Origin of the sequence: Baaleninema sp. (assembly GCF_049974805.1) — a bacterium.
Lineage (GTDB): Bacteria > Cyanobacteriota > Cyanobacteriia > Cyanobacteriales > Geitlerinemataceae > Baaleninema.
The window spans coordinates 33465-48384 of the sequence record NZ_JBNGCO010000005.1 but is presented as its reverse complement, the minus strand read 5'-3'; the positions used below and the strand labels follow the sequence as shown (position 1 = coordinate 48384).

Sequence of the window (14920 nt, the reverse complement as noted above, 5' to 3'; positions counted from 1 at the left end):
CATCTCATTATCTCCTCATCTTCCGGTTGGGTGCGGTGCGTGACGCGGGAATTCCATTTTCTGGATTTCGATATCGTGGTTTCCCCCCCCCGCGTCACGCACCCTACGGCTGGCCGGCTTTCCCGCACGCCCCAACCGCCACTCTGAAAACAGCGCGATACAATAGAGAGACCTTAACAGAACTTCACACGCGATCTCATGGACTGTATCATCAACCGTCGAGCGCAATTTTCAGCCAGCCACCGATATTGGCTCCCCGAACTCAGTGACGCCGAGAATTTCAAGCAGTTCGGCGCTTGTGCGAAAGCACCGGGACACGGACATAATTACGTCCTCTATGTCTCTATGGCGGGACAACTCGACGAGTACGGGATGGTGTTAAACCTCTCGGATATCAAACACGATATTAAGCGGGAAGTCACCAGCCAACTGGATTTTTCTTTTCTTAACGAGGTGTGGGAGGAGTTTCAAGAGACGCTCCCAACGACGGAAAACGTGGCGCGAGTTATCTGGAATCGCCTCGCGCCTCATCTTCCGTTGGTGCAAATTCAGTTGTTCGAACATCCCGATTTGTGGGCGGATTATTTCGGAAACGGTGACGAAGCTTATCTGACGACGCGCACGCATTTTAGCGCCGCGCACCGTTTGGCGATTCCTGAGGCCAGTGATGAGGAAAATTACGCGATTTACGGAAAATGCGCCCATCCCTACGGACACGGACACAATTATCATATCGAAGTGACGGTAAAGGGCGAAATGAATCGTCGCACGGGAATGCTGGTCGATTTGGGCCAGTTGATGCAACTCGTCGAGGATCGCGTCGCGGAACCGTTCGATCATACGTTTCTCAATCTGGATATTCCTCATTTTGAGACGGTGGTTCCCACGAACGAAAATTTTGCTCTCCACATTTGCGATCTGTTGAAAAATCCTGTTCGCGAGTTGGGGGCGGAACTTTATAAAATTAAACTGATTGAAAGTCCTGGGAATGCTTGCGAGGTCTATGCAAGCCATGGGGAAGATGAGGCGAAGGCTTCGATCGACCGCGATTTGGTATCTACGAAATAAGGTTTGTTGTGAGAGCTTCGGCATCTCGAACAGAGATCCCCGGCATTTTGGAGATGCCGGGGATCTGGCAGTGTTCTGGTGTTAAATTTGTAAAAATGCTCTTTTCCCTGATTTGGGAGGCTAGAATAATTTAGCTTCAACGGTTTAACTTAACGGTTTCCGAGCTTGAGACGATCGACTGGCTAAATCGAGTATTCCTACAAAAACAACAGTTAAAATAGAACCGACGACTAAGAAAACTGACCACATGGTATGCCATTCTAAGATGCCTTCAAGTCCGGCGATTTCGTAAACGAATTTATTTGTATCGACCAGTTGTAGGGAGTTGTCGGACTGTCTCAGGAACAAAAAGTCATAATAGGGATAGCGATCGTTGCTAAACTGCCCACCTGTGAGGGAAACTAAGACGAATTCTCGACCGTTTTTAGCTGTGGCTTCGATGGCGATGCCTTGCAGGACTTTGGCTTGCTCTTCGTAAACCTCTGATTCGGGAGAATAGAGGGCGTTGGTGGATTCGATCGAATCGTAGAGTTTGGCGAGTTTGGCTAAGGACATTTGCGGTTCGATCGAGGTGAGGGTTCCCCGATCGAACAGTTCCACGAGTCCCCGCGTCGGATCGCAATATTCGCTGTTACATTTAGAAGAACCGCAATATCCCGAATTGCCCAACGGTTCCTGATAGCTGCGATCGCACAAAATCGCCGGATCGACTTGAAACACCGATCGACCGTTTGCCGTTTCTAAGGACGAAACTGGGGTAATCGACTCGATTTTCTCAAATTCTCTCACCTGCGACGGAACGCGGGGCGGTTGAAAAAAGTAACCCCAGTACAACCGCGCGAAGACGATCGCTGCAATACCACTCAACCCGGCGAAGGGGACGAACAGTCCGAGAAATCGCGTAAGCTGCCATTGAAACCCTCGATTTTGCATGGCGGGAGTCCCTCATTAACACTTTCGACGATCTACATCCCCACGGCCTCCGATTCCAGACGCCAACGCTAAACTAGCGATCGAACGACAATCTTATAGAAATTTTCGCAACAAAGGATCGATCGAGATGGTGCGTTTGAAACCGTGGCAGTGGGCGATTTTAGCCACCCCCATCGCCAGTATCGTGGCATTTTTACTCGTTTGTGCCGGACTCCAGATTCACAACTGGGGCATTAACTGGATTTGGGGAATCGTCGTTCTCCTCTTCGCCGGGTGGCGGTGGCTGTTGGTGAAGTGGACGAAACCGGCGATCGCAGAGGTGGAAGCCGTCGTCGCAGAAGTCAACGCCAAGCTGGAATCCGTCGCCGACACGGAAGCCACGGGAGGCGACGACGCCGCGCAACAAGTGGAACCCGCCTTGCAACGCATCCTCGAAGACTGTCGCGACGACGCGCCGATTTGGGAAGATTGGCAGCAGTTTTGGCAGCGATGTCAAGCGGTGGTGGTGGCGGTGGCGAACGCTTACCACCCGGAAGTCAAATATCCGCTGCTGAATATTTACGTTCCCCAGGCTTACGGGTTGATTCGGGGAACGGTGGACGATCTCGATCGCTGGATGCAGCAGCTTTCCCCGGTTCTCGGACAGGTAACGGTGGGACAAGCTTATCAGGGATACGAGATGTATCAGAAACTCGAACCCTCGGCGCGAAAACTTTGGAAAATTTGGAATCTGGCGCAGTGGGTTCTCAATCCGGCGGCGGCGTTGGCGCGACAAACCACGCAGAAATCGAGCGATCGCGCCACGCAACAACTCCTGGGGAATTTAAGTCAGATGTTGCGGGAAGCGGCGTTGCGAAACCTCGCCCAACAAGCGGTTCTGTTGTATGGCGGTACGTCTCTCCCCGGTTTGAATCTCCCCAGTTTGGAGATGGAAAAACCGCAACAGGTGGAGGCGAAGACGCAAACGCTGCGGGAAATTCTCGATCGATCTCAACCCAGGGAAACGGTGGAGAAAAAACCCGTGAACCTGCTGCTGGTAGGGCGCACGGGGGCGGGAAAAAGCAGCCTCGTCAATACCTTATTTCAGGCGGAACGGGCGGAGGTGGACGTTTTACCCAGTACCGACGAGGTGAAACAGTACGTTTGGGAAAGCGAGGAAGGCGAAACCCTGACGCTGTGGGATACGCCGGGATACGAACAAGCGAAGCGCCAGGAGTTTCGGGAGTTGGTGTTGGATTACGCGCGAACGGCGGATGCGGTATTGTTGGTGACACCCGCCCTCGATCCCGCCTTGCAGATGGATGCGGATTTTTTGCGGGATTTGTCGAAGGAAATCGAGGATTTACCGACGATCGCCATCGTGACGCAGATCGATCGATTGCGTCCGATTCGCCAGTGGAATCCGCCTTACGATTGGGAAAGTGGCGATCGACCCAAGGAAAAGTCGATTCGCGAAGCGACGAACTACCGCCGGGAAGAGTTGGGAAGTCTCTGCACACAAGTGCTTCCGCTGGTGACGCGAGACGAGAAAACTGGGCGCAGCCCCTGGAACGTCGAGAGGTTGTCGGTGACGGTGATGGAGGCGATCGAACCGGCGAAACAGTTGCGGTTGGCGCGGTTTCTGCGCGATCGCGAGGCTAAGGTTCGGGCGGCGGCGAAGACGATCGATCGCTATACCTTCCAAATGGCGACAACTCAGGGCGTCACCACGTTTTTGAAAAGTCCAGTTCTTCAGTTTATTTCCACCCTCACCACCGGACAACCGACGCTGGCGTATCTCCTCGCCGAACAGATTCCCGTGGAACAGTTACCTATCGTCATCGGCAAACTTCAGATGGCTTACGACTTGTTTTCGCTGTTAAGTTCGGGGGATTCCAACATTGGCAATTTCGATTTGTTGTCCTTGTGGCCGGTGTTGTTAGACAACCCGGAACCGCCCGATCGCAATGCTTGGGCGTTCGGTCATGCGTTGGTGGAATATTGGACGCGAGATTTGTCGATCGAGCAGTTTCGCGATCGATTTGAATTCTATTTTCAGGAGCCAGAAAAATCCCGATAGGCTGTGTTGCGGCGTCGATCTTCACGTCCAGAGACACAGAGGACACAGCGGACACAGAGCGGTTTTTGCCAGGTCTTCGGAGTTTGAGGCCATCGGCGGATTTTAGACGATTTCGTATTCTCTATAACCAATGACCCGGAGATCCCCGGCATCTCCAAGATGCCGGGGATCGGGGATTCATATACATATTTGATGTTTTTTGTCAACTCCCCCCATCTCGAAAAGTTGTCTGCACCACGGAGGGATGGAGTCTGACGCAAAAATTCCCTAAAAATTCCCCGTAGAAGCGTTTCCAAAAACGTCTCTACGGGGGTCAGCCAACGAACGGAATTCGGTAATTTACCACTTCAACAGGTTGAACCGTTCCATATCGATGGTGTCGCGGTTGCGGTAAATCGCCAGGACGATCGCCAAACCCACCGCAGCTTCGGCGGCGGCGATCGTAATGACGAAAACCGAAAACACCTGTCCTTTCGCGGCTTCGTCCAAATAGTTGGAGAACGCCATCAAATTGAGATTGACAGCGTTTAACAACAGTTCGATCGACATCAACACGCGAATCGCGTTACGGCTAGTAATCAAACCGTAGATGCCGATACAGAAAAGCGCAGCCGCAAGGAGTAAATAATACTGGAGTTGCAGTTCCATTAATTTTCTCGTGATTTTCTCGAGTGACGAATTGCGAAAACGAAGGTGACGCTAAACCAAGTTGAGGCTGAGCCGATCGCCCGTCAGGAGTTGTCTGAAGCCGAAGAAGACTCACCAATAGCGCCGACGGGTTCGCGAGGACGCTCCGGCAAGCGGAACACCACTTCGCGCTCGGCGTCCGTCTCTTCAGGAACGAACTCGCGACGTGCCAGAACGATCGCGCCAATCATCGCAATTAACAGCAACACCGACGCCAGCTCGAAGGGGAGCAGAAAATCGCTAAAGAAGTGTTCGCCCAAGCGAATCGCCGTGCTTTCGATGGGGGCGATGCTATCCAACACCGCCCACGAGGTCGATCGCACCATCGTCGCCAACAGAGCGAACAGTCCCACACAGACCAAAGCGGTAGCCCCTTTGCGGAACCAGGCATTTTTCATCGGCTGGAACACTTCCGTTTTGTTCACCAGCATGATGGCGAACAAAATCAGTACGTTAATCGCACCGACATAAACCAACACTTGGGCGGCGGCCACGAAATCCGCGTTCAGCAGCAGGTACATCCCCGCAATACTGATAAACACGCCCCCCAACAAAAAGGCAGAGTAGACGATATTTTCCAACAGCACCACACCCAGAGCGGTGACGATCGTCGCTGCTGCCAAAACTGCAAACGAAACGAATTGAACGCCTTCGGCTAAATTCACGACTTTTTCCTTATCTCTTGTCTTGTGCGAACGGGGTCGAGCGACGGAACGGGAATCCCACCCGTTCCGGACTTCCTATTGACGAGTTTCTAGTTTTTCTCGGCATCAGAAGCCGCATCGTCTCGATCGCCCTTTTCCCGTTCTAATTGTTCCAGAATTTGCTCCGGACGTTGACCGGCCCGTTGAGCGCCTTTGGGCAAATCGTGGGGGTCGTTGACGCCTTTCGGCAGGTACGCCAACTCGCGCATCGGCGTCACCATCGGGTCGAGGGTGACTTTTTCCGGCAAGCGACCCAAGGCCACGTTGTCGTAGTTCAACTCGTGGCGATCGTAAGCACTCAATTCGTACTCTTCCGTCATCGACAAGCAATTGGTGGGGCAGTACTCTACGCAATTTCCACAGAAAATACAAACCCCGAAGTCGATGCTGTAGTGGTTGAGTTTCTTTTTCTTTTGTTCTTTATTAAATTCCCAATCCACCACGGGCAGGTTGATCGGGCAAACCCGGACGCAGACTTCGCAGGAAATGCACTTATCGAACTCAAAGTGAATCCGACCGCGATACCGTTCCGACGGAATCAGCTTTTCATACGGATACTGTACCGTCACCGGGCGGCGGCTCATGTGGTCGAAGGTAACAGACAACCCTTGACCGATGTATTTCGCCGCTTGAAACGACTCTTTAGCGTAGTCGCTGACTTGTTTGAGGAACTTAAGCATGGTGTTCTCCCTATCTATCTCGTTGTCTCATGCGATATCTCACGCGATATCTGACGCGATCGCGGACAACTGCACGAAAAACTGGTTTAACCGCCAAACGCTACGGGGAAGGCCAGCTTCAACCCAGCCGTAATCAGCAGGTTCGCCAGGGAAACCGGAAGCAAAAACTTCCAACCGAGGTTAAGCAATTGGTCGATACGAACCCGAGGCACCGTCCACCGCAGTAAAATCGCCAAGAAGACGAGGAGGTAGGTTTTCAGCAGAACCATCGTGATGCCGAGGGATGCTGTAATCACTTGCACCCAAGGGGACATTTCGTTCAATCCCAACCAGCCCGCGATCGCTTCGACGGGAACGGGGAAACTCCATCCGCCCAAGTAGAACACAGCGAACAGCAGGGCGCTCAACACCAGGTTCACGTAAGACCCCAGGTAAAACAGGGCAAATTTCATCCCGGCGTATTCCGTCTGATATCCCGCGACGAGTTCTTCTTCGGCTTCGGGTAAGTCAAAGGGCAAACGCTCGGTTTCTGCCAGGGCAGCAATCCAGAAAATGATGAAGCCCACTGGCTGACGCCAGACGTTCCAACTGAGAATACCGTAACCCGATTGCTGTTCCACGATGTCGATGGTGCTGAGGCTGTTCGACATCATGACGATCGCCAGAACCGACAACGCCAGCGGAATTTCGTAGCTGATCGACTGTGCGGCAGCCCGCAACCCCCCGAGAAGGGCATATTTGTTGTTAGACGAGTAGCCGGACATCAACAGCCCGATGGGGGTAATGCTGGACAGGGCAATCCACAGAAACGCCCCGATTCCCAAATCGGTAATGACGAGGTTCTGTCCGAAGGGAACGATGAGATAGGACAGAAACACGGGAATCACCACCAACGCCGGGCCGATGGTGAACAGCCAGGGATCGGCGCGGTTGGGGATGATGTCCTCTTTGAACAAAAGCTTTACGCCGTCGGCGACGGGTTGCAGGGAGCCGAGAGGACCGGCGTATTCGGGTCCGATGCGCTGTTGTGCGGCGGCGGAGATTTTCCGTTCCAACCACACCGCCACCAGAACGCCCACCGTTGCCACAACGAGCATCAGCAACATGGGCAGGGGCATCCACACGACTTTCGCGACTTCCGGGGGTAAACCGAAGTTCGTGAGTAGGTCGATGAGACTGCCTTGAAGGTCAATTCCTGATTCCATATTGACGGATAAAATATGAAGATTTTTTACCAATACTTTTTCTAGTGTACATTGCAAGGTGAGAACAAACGGCCGCCGGACTCATAAGAATTACTACTCATTTCGGTTGAAGTCGATGATGAGGGTGCAATCGGGATGACAGGATGATGATGCGATCGGGGTGATGAGGTGATGCGACGATTGGCGATGGCGCTGCTTGTATGTGGGCTGTGGTTGGCGGGATGTCAGCCCCAGTCGCCCCAACACGCGGAAACCGCCCGCGTGGTGCGGGTCGTCAGCGGTCAAACGGTGGAAGTGGAATTAGCCGGAGCGGTGGAAAGGCTGCGCCTCGTCGGTCTCGACGCGCCGGATTTGCGACAAGTGCCGTGGGGTGAGAACGCTAAAAAGGCTTTGGAAGAAGATGTGGGCGGGAAAACGGTACGGCTGGAATTCGATATTGAGACCCGCGATCGCTTCGATCGACTCCTGGGCTACATTTGGCTCGACGGACAACTCATTAACGAGCGATCGATCGCCCGCGGCCATGCTTTGTTCGTCTCCCGTCCCCCAAACCTCAAATACGATCGCCGACTCCAACCGGCCCGCGATCGCGCCCGCATCCTCGGCCTCGGCATCTGGAATCCCGACAACCCCATGCGCCAAACCCCCTCAGAATTTCGCCAGCAAAACCGTAACGACCCCTAGGGGGCGTGTTTTGCCGCGAACAGTCAGCCGTCAACCGTCAACTGGCTACCGGGGATCGGGAATTTAAATACATATTTCGTGGATTTTGTCAATACCAGATCTCGAAAAGTTTTCTGCACCACCGAACAGTCAACAGTCAACAGTTTCTCCCTTGTTATCCCATCATCTCCTCATCCCACCATCTCCTCATCCCCTCATCCCCCTCAACGGGGATACCAAAACATACCTTTAATGCCCTCGGGATCGGACATAAAGCCTAAACCTCGGTAAAAATCGACCACGTGAGGATCGGCGAAGAGGGTGATATTACTAATATCTTCGCGGCGGAGCTTACTTATTAAATAGTTCATCAAGGCACGGCCGAGGCCTTTACCTTGGAATTCCGGTCGGATGGCCACGTCCCAAACCGTGGCGTTGAAGGCATAATCGGAAGTCGCGCGAGCGAAACCGATCAATCGCTTTCTCGCGCCTCGAACTTCCCACATCGACACGACGAGGAAACTGTTTTCGAGTGCGCGGCGCACTTTGCGGAGTGGGCGACGGGCCCAACCCACCGAATCGCAGAGTTCCTCAAGTTCGTAGAGGTCGATACTGCGATCGGTACTAAAGAAGATCCGGCTTTGCGTGCCTAAACGCTCGATCGTCCCGGGTGCTGCGTACTCTTCCAAGGACAGCGCGTTCGGCGACGGAGCCGGATCGGAACTACTGAAAATGCTTTTCCAAAAACCCATGCAGGCGTGGTAATGGTTAGTAGAAGTTCGCGAACGGGATAGTTGCCCTAGAGCTTCATTATATCTGGGGATTGCCTGTTCCAGGCTACGACGCCGCACAAATCTACGATCGTCGTCTAGCTCAGCCAGGACGAACGACTTGACATCGAGCGCGGTCGGCGGGTATCCACCCGTAACGCCCGAACCTCCAACTCTGTGTCGATCGCCTAAAGTAGAATAGCGTTCTTTACGTTATCCGTTGTGGTTGCATCTGACAAAGCTGCCCTCTCTCCTTGGGGTGCCGTATCAAACGACGACCTGGCCAGTAATTGGACGATATCTATGGCTCCGGGCTTAAAATCATCTACCTTAGACCTGTTGAAACGCTTTAACCGAGCGTTTCCGCAGTTTTACGAGCAGTTTGTCAGTAGCGAGATCCAACTTCAAAATCTGAAGTTGGCCTATCATCTTTACAAAACTCGCCAAGCGGTCATCGAACTGCGTCCGGAAGGCCAGAAAAGCGCCCTACACTTCGCCTATCGCAATCAATCCTTTCTCCTCAGCGATATTTTCGGGGTGCTGGCGGCTTACGGACTGACGATTCACAGTTTGAGTTTGTACGGCCAAATCGCGCCGCCGATGCTGGTATTTATTAAGTTGGTGGTCTCTCGCGGTGGTCAGGCGCTGTCTGAGAAAACCTCTGAAAACGTAGCGCGTGCGATTCAGGAGGCGCTGGCGGGACATTTCGAGGTGGAAGAGATGTTGGCGGTGGAGTTCAATCTCGATGCGGGGTTGGAGGATGTGGAAACGGAGTTTTACGTCGATCCCGTGTTTCACCTTCCGGCGTTGTTAATCGAGGCAGACAACCAACCGGGTTTGTTTTATAAGGTGATGTATGCCATTTGGCAAGAGGATTTATTGGTCGTCAACGCGAATTTGTTGGTGTGGCGCGGTCGCACTCGGTTGATTTTGTATTTACTCGGCCCGAACGAATGCGCGATTCCCGATTATTTGGGCAATCAAATCGCCGAAAGCGTGCGTCAGCGTTTGTTGGGAAGTTCTTGATTTTGGGGGATGTGGTTGAAACTCAGCTTATCGAAAAGGAATTCCGTATCACTCGAATTTGAGAACCTTCATCGTGCAGAAATTGCGTCTTAAATCTAAAATTCAATACTTATCGACGGGTTCGCTGTATTCAAACAAACACCTGTATTTTTGGAATTAAAAAACATTTTTTACTGTTTTTCTGGTAAGCTAAAAACATTTTTTGTGCAAAATAAATCGAGATTTCCGCAGTTTTATTTAATAAAAAACGCTGCGGAAATCATTTTAAAATCCTCTATTTTTCCTATTTCGGCTGTAAAAAAAAACTTAACCTATCTTTTCCAAATACGCCTCGACGGTATTTTTCAACAACATCGCCACCGTCATCGGTCCGACTCCCCCCGGAACCGGGGTGATGAAACTGGCGTTTTCTTTGGCCGACTCAAAATCCACATCGCCGACGAGTTTCGAGTTCCCTTCACCGTCCGTAATGCGGTTGATTCCCACGTCCGCAACGATCGAACCCGGTTTCACCATATCCCCCGTTATCATCTGAGGGCGACCCACCGCCGCCACCAGGATATCGGCGTTGCGAATCACCTCGGGGAGATTTTGCGTTTTCGAGTGGGCCACCGTCACTGTGGCGTTGGCTTCGAGTAACATCAACGCCATGGGTTTTCCGACGAGGATACTGCGACCGACGATAACCGCGTTTTTCCCTTTGGGGTCGAGGTCGTATTCTTTCAACAGTGCCATGACCCCCGCTGGCGTGCAACTGCGAAGTCCCGGTTCGCCGCGCATCAACCGTCCCATATTGACGGGATGAAGTCCGTCGGCGTCTTTGTCGGGGTCGATTTTCAACAGCAGCGATACGGCGTCGAGGTGGTCGGGGAGGGGCAGTTGCAGTAAGATACCGTCAACGCGATCGTCGGTGTTGAGGCGATCGATCTCCGCCGCAATCTCTTCAGCGGAGGTATCGGCGGGAAAGTGACGACCGAACGACGCAATTCCCACTCTCTCGCAAGACCGCTCTTTATTGCGAACATATACCGCACTGGCGGGGTCGTCGCCGACTCGCAACACCGCCAAACCCGGCGGCCGCTTTCCGCTTTCAACTTGCGTTTGAATTTGCGATCGAAGCTCCCCTTGAATCTTTTTCGCGAGGGCTTTACCGTCTAAAATGCGAGTCGTATCCATTGACGATCGAGTCCGTGCAGTTGAACTTCAATACCCTATCATTTCCTTCTGCGGTGCGACGCAAAGTTTTACCCTTCTTTCCGATTCTCCTGGTGTTGGCTGGGTGCGGCGTCGGCGTTGAAATCACACCGATTTCCGAGTTAAGCGGTTCCGGGGAAAATTCCCGTGCCAATTTAGAGGACAATACAGAGGCGATCGTGCGCGGAACGACGATCGATCTCGCTCCTTTTGTCGAAGGCGGTGCGTATCAACTCCAAGACGACACGGGGACGCTGTGGGTGTTGTCGGACGAGGCGCTTCCGGAAGTGGGACAACCGCTTCAGGTGACGGGAACCTTAGTCGATCGATCGATTCCCATCAACGGCGTCGATTATGGAGAAGTTTACCTCAAAGAGAGCGATCGCCAACCCGTAGAAAAATAACAGTTCCCAACTCGCTAACTTCCCCCATGAAACAAGTCGCAACCGCCATTCTCCACCGAGAGGGTAAATATTTACTGCAACTGCGCGACGATATTCCCCAGATCGTCTATCCTGGCTTTTGGGCGTTTTTCGGCGGTCACATCGAAGCCAACGAAACCCCAGAAGCGGCGATCGTGCGAGAATTGTACGAAGAAATTCGCTATCGAACTTCGGACGTGACGCTGTTCGATCGATTCACCTTTTCCCCGGACCTGGTGCGTTACGTCTTTTACGCACCCTTGACAGTAGAACTCGATCGCTTAGTCTTGTGCGAAGGCTGGGATTTCGCCCTCTGGACACCGGAAGAAATCCGTCAAGGACAGCGGTATTCCCCCAAAGCCCAGGAAGTTAGATCGATCTCCCCACCCCACCAGCGGATTTTACTCGAATTCCTCGATCGCGTCGCCCCGGGTTTGGGGTGATGAGATGATGGGATGATGAGATGATGGGATGATGAGATGATGGGATGATGAGATGATGGGACGATCTGAAATTCTCTCCCCGGCTGGCTTACACTGTTCACTGTTCACTGTCAAAGGTGCGTGACGCGGGAAAGCCCATGTCAACGTCAAAAAAGACCATTTTGCAGCCCGCATCACACACCCTGCTACTCCGCTTTGAAAACGCTGTCGTATGAATCCTGCACTGTCTCAATTCGGTCAACAAATGTCCCACCTCACTGGGGTGCGGGCAATTATGAAAGATATTATCGAAACCTTGCAAAGTGGAAACGCCCAGGATTTCATTAATTTAAGTGCGGGAAATCCGGTGATTTTGCCGGAAGTCGAGCAGATGTGGCGCGATTGTACCGCCGAACTTCTCAACAGTTCCGAATACGGCGAAGTCGTCTGTCGCTACGGTTCCAGTCAAGGCTACCAACCCCTTGTCGATGCGGTTCTCGATGATTTTAACCGTCGCTACGACTCGGATTTGACTTCAAAAAATATCTTAATTACCCCCGGTTCTCAATCCATTTACTTTTTCGGGGCGAATGCCTTTGGCGGCTATACCCAAAACGGAACTTTGAAAAAAATCGTCTTACCGCTGAATCCCGACTATACCGGATACGGCGGTGTCAGCTTGGTTCCCGAAGCCGTGGTGTCTTATAAACCCACCTTAGACATAGACGAAGCCAACCACCAGTTTAAATATCGCCCGGATTTCTCCCAAGTGGATATCGGGGCAGATACCGGATGCGTCATTTTTTCTCGTCCCTGCAATCCTACCGGAAACGTTCTCAGCGACGAAGAAGTGGCGAAAATCGGCGAACTCGCCGCCGCTTACGAAGTTCCGGTTCTCATCGATTCCGCTTACGCACCCCCGTTTCCGGCGTTGAACTTTACGCCGATGACCCCGAAATTCGGCGGAAACCTGGTTCACTGCATGAGTTTGTCGAAAGCGGGACTTCCGGGGGAACGGGTGGGAATTGCCATCGGTGACGAAGCGATTATCGAGGTGTTACAGTCGTTCCAGACGAACGCTTGCATTCACTCGTCGCGATACGGACAGGCGATCGCCGCTAAAGCCATTGCATCGGGACAGTTAGCCGAACTCTCGGAATCGGTGATTCGTCCCCACTATCAGAAGAAATTTGCGGTTCTCGAGGAAGCATTACAGCAGGCGATGCCGAAAGAGTTACCCTGGTTCTTGCATTGTGGAGAAGGGGCGATTTTCGCCTGGTTGTGGTTCCGCGATTTACCCATGACCGACAAGGCGTTTTATCAGGAACTCAAGAAAGTGGGGGTGATTGCGGTTCCCGGCGAACCCTTCTTCCCCGGTTTGCGGGAGGACTGGACTCACAAACAGCAGTGTTTGCGGATTAGTCTGACGGCGACGGTTGAGGAAATCGCTACGGCGATGCAGCGGATTGCAGAGGTGGCAAATCGCGTTTATTCCGCGTCTTTGGTGAGTTAAGAGGGCAAACCTGGTTTTTAAAGAAATTGGGTGATTTCTGCCCGAATAGAAGTGAGGCAGTTATCAGTTAAGAAAACCGGTTTTTCGTGGCAAGCTTCGGGGTAAAATCACAGAATCTCGTTAAAAACCGGGTTTCTGCGTTGAAAAAAACGGGTTTCTCGAAACTCTGTATCACCCCTGTTTGTTTTCCCTGGTTTCAAGTGTTTTGGGAAAAATTAAGATCCGTGAATTTACGTTTTTTTAAAAAAACTCCTCGAAATTAAGGTTTTGATAAATTTTATAGGCAATTCGCCAAAAATTCGCCACAATAGAAGTAACAGCATTTGGCTGGATGGCTGTATTCTTGCTGTGTTAGCGTTGTAGCGATCGCGATCGCATCGGTTTAACAGTCCCCGTTTTCCTGAAGCCATCCGCAGAAGGACTCGGGAACAAAATCCATCGGGGCAACGACTGATTAAGATAGGGTGCAAAATATCGGCGTGCGCGATTTTGCTGAACTCCCATCGAACTTGTCGATCGAGAGTCTCGAAGCCGATGATACGCTGAGATCGATCGCATTTACCACCGAGGGACTCAGTTAAACGCTGCCTCGACTTTTCAACCCACTCATTTCACTGCTTTTGTAACTGTACTATTACCTTTGCGTGTCAGGGATTCCCTAGGAGATCGAACCCATGCCTTTAATTACTGGAACCGAAAACTCCGAAGCCCTTCTCGGTACCCTTGGAGACGATTCGATCGTGGGTCTCGATGGAGACGATAATATCCTGGGCGGCGAGGGAGACGACCTCGAATTTGGAAATCAAGGGAAAGACACTCTTAAAGGTGGAGACGGAGACGATACGCTGCTGTCGGGGAAAGACGACGACTATATCTTCGGCGATGACGGAAACGACGTAATTAGCGGCGATATCGGGGCGGATTTTCTAGAAGGCGGCGACGGCGAAGACATCATTTTCGGCAACAAAGACAACGACACGATCTTTGGTGGCGACGGTAACGATTTCCTCTTCGGCGGCGAAGGGGACGATACGATTTACGGTGAAATTGGCAACGACGTCCTCTCCGGTGACAAAGGTGCCGACGTTCTCATCGGTGGGACAGGTAAGAATATTTACGTTATTAATACCAACTCTGGCGGACCGTCTATTGAAGAGGCCGATCGCATTATCGGCTTTGACGGCGACGATAAAATCGCCTTAATGGGCGATGTCGATATTTCAGAAATTAACATCGCCTTCGTGCGTCCCGACCCCAATTCCAGTATGGGGAATTACGTCTTTTCTAACCTGAGAACGGGCGAGTACGTGGCGATCCTCGAAAACGTAACCGAAAGCGTTCTCACCGCAGATAGTTTCACCGACGATCTCACCCCCTCCGACGATCCCGATCCCGGGCCGCCCGATCCTCCGAGTAGCGGTGGCGACGAGGACGAGGACGATGGCGATGACGGCGGAACGGACGACGGTGGCGGAACCGATGACGGCGGCGGAACGGACGATGGCGGAACCGATGACGGTGGCGGAACCGATGACGGTGGCGGAACCGATGACGGTGGCGGAACCGATGACGGT

Annotated in this window: 15 protein-coding genes; 8 read left to right on the top strand and 7 right to left on the bottom strand. The window is 52.4% G+C overall.

Features of this window, described 5'->3' with window-relative positions:
- The first annotated feature begins 198 nt into the window (after positions 1–198).
- Complete coding sequence (locus ACP5D4_RS02075; RefSeq protein ID WP_428009959.1) at positions 199–1068, top strand: 6-carboxytetrahydropterin synthase; 870 nt, start codon at positions 199–201, stop codon at positions 1066–1068.
- Positions 1069–1212: 144 nt separating this feature from the next.
- Here ACP5D4_RS02075 and ACP5D4_RS02070 read toward each other — a convergent pair whose 3' ends face one another.
- A complete protein-coding gene (locus tag ACP5D4_RS02070; RefSeq protein ID WP_428009958.1) occupies positions 1213–2001 on the bottom strand; it encodes a hypothetical protein in 789 nt (262 codons plus the stop codon).
- Positions 2002–2128: 127 nt separating this feature from the next.
- On the opposite strand from ACP5D4_RS02070, the gene ACP5D4_RS02065 reads away from it, so the two are divergent.
- Complete coding sequence (locus ACP5D4_RS02065; RefSeq protein ID WP_428009957.1) at positions 2129–4060, top strand: GTPase family protein; 1932 nt, start codon at positions 2129–2131, stop codon at positions 4058–4060.
- Positions 4061–4399: 339 nt separating this feature from the next.
- Here the strand turns inward: ACP5D4_RS02065 and nuoK are convergent, their stop codons facing one another.
- The 4 genes from nuoK to nuoH all read right to left on the bottom strand — a co-directional run bounded on the left by nuoK (position 4400) and on the right by nuoH (position 7336).
- Positions 4400–4702, bottom strand: a complete 303-nt coding sequence (gene nuoK / locus ACP5D4_RS02060; protein ID WP_190288540.1) for an NADH-quinone oxidoreductase subunit NuoK — start codon at positions 4700–4702, stop codon at positions 4400–4402.
- Positions 4703–4791: 89 nt separating this feature from the next.
- Complete coding sequence (locus ACP5D4_RS02055; RefSeq protein ID WP_428009956.1) at positions 4792–5412, bottom strand: NADH-quinone oxidoreductase subunit J; 621 nt, start codon at positions 5410–5412, stop codon at positions 4792–4794.
- Between the two features lie 89 nt (positions 5413–5501).
- Positions 5502–6131 (bottom strand): NAD(P)H-quinone oxidoreductase subunit I, encoded by a 630-nt coding sequence (ndhI, locus tag ACP5D4_RS02050; protein ID WP_428009955.1) that lies wholly within the window; start codon positions 6129–6131, stop codon positions 5502–5504.
- Between the two features lie 86 nt (positions 6132–6217).
- The gene (gene nuoH, locus ACP5D4_RS02045) at positions 6218–7336 is read right to left on the bottom strand and encodes an NADH-quinone oxidoreductase subunit NuoH (RefSeq protein ID WP_428009954.1); all 1119 of its coding nucleotides are present in this window, start codon (positions 7334–7336) and stop codon (positions 6218–6220) included.
- A 186-nt stretch (positions 7337–7522) separates the two neighbouring features.
- Between nuoH and ACP5D4_RS02040 the strand changes: the two genes are divergently transcribed.
- Positions 7523–8020 (top strand): thermonuclease family protein, encoded by a 498-nt coding sequence (locus tag ACP5D4_RS02040; protein ID WP_428009953.1) that lies wholly within the window; start codon positions 7523–7525, stop codon positions 8018–8020.
- A 203-nt stretch (positions 8021–8223) separates the two neighbouring features.
- Here ACP5D4_RS02040 and ACP5D4_RS02035 read toward each other — a convergent pair whose 3' ends face one another.
- Positions 8224–8751, bottom strand: a complete 528-nt coding sequence (locus tag ACP5D4_RS02035) for a GNAT family N-acetyltransferase (RefSeq protein WP_428009952.1) — start codon at positions 8749–8751, stop codon at positions 8224–8226.
- 321 nt (positions 8752–9072) lie between these two features.
- Between ACP5D4_RS02035 and ACP5D4_RS02030 the strand changes: the two genes are divergently transcribed.
- A complete protein-coding gene (locus tag ACP5D4_RS02030; RefSeq protein WP_428010003.1) occupies positions 9073–9795 on the top strand; it encodes a hypothetical protein in 723 nt (240 codons plus the stop codon).
- Between the two features lie 306 nt (positions 9796–10101).
- Here the strand turns inward: ACP5D4_RS02030 and folD are convergent, their stop codons facing one another.
- Positions 10102–10971: a bifunctional methylenetetrahydrofolate dehydrogenase/methenyltetrahydrofolate cyclohydrolase FolD gene (folD, locus tag ACP5D4_RS02025; protein WP_428009951.1), complete on the bottom strand. Its 870-nt coding sequence runs from the start codon at positions 10969–10971 to the stop codon at positions 10102–10104.
- On the opposite strand from folD, the gene ACP5D4_RS02020 reads away from it, so the two are divergent.
- The 4 genes from ACP5D4_RS02020 to ACP5D4_RS02005 all read left to right on the top strand — a co-directional run.
- Positions 10971–11393, top strand: a complete 423-nt coding sequence (locus tag ACP5D4_RS02020; protein WP_428009950.1) for a hypothetical protein — start codon at positions 10971–10973, stop codon at positions 11391–11393. The two genes, folD and ACP5D4_RS02020, sit on opposite strands and share 1 nt — an antisense overlap.
- A gap of 26 nt (positions 11394–11419) precedes the next feature.
- A complete protein-coding gene (locus ACP5D4_RS02015) occupies positions 11420–11854 on the top strand; it encodes an NUDIX hydrolase (protein WP_428009949.1) in 435 nt (144 codons plus the stop codon).
- A 211-nt stretch (positions 11855–12065) separates the two neighbouring features.
- Entirely contained in the window at positions 12066–13346 is a 1281-nt protein-coding gene (locus tag ACP5D4_RS02010; protein WP_428009948.1) for a valine--pyruvate transaminase, read from the top strand.
- A gap of 674 nt (positions 13347–14020) precedes the next feature.
- Positions 14021–14920: calcium-binding protein (locus tag ACP5D4_RS02005; RefSeq protein WP_428009947.1), on the top strand; the 900-nt coding region annotated here is incomplete at its 3' end.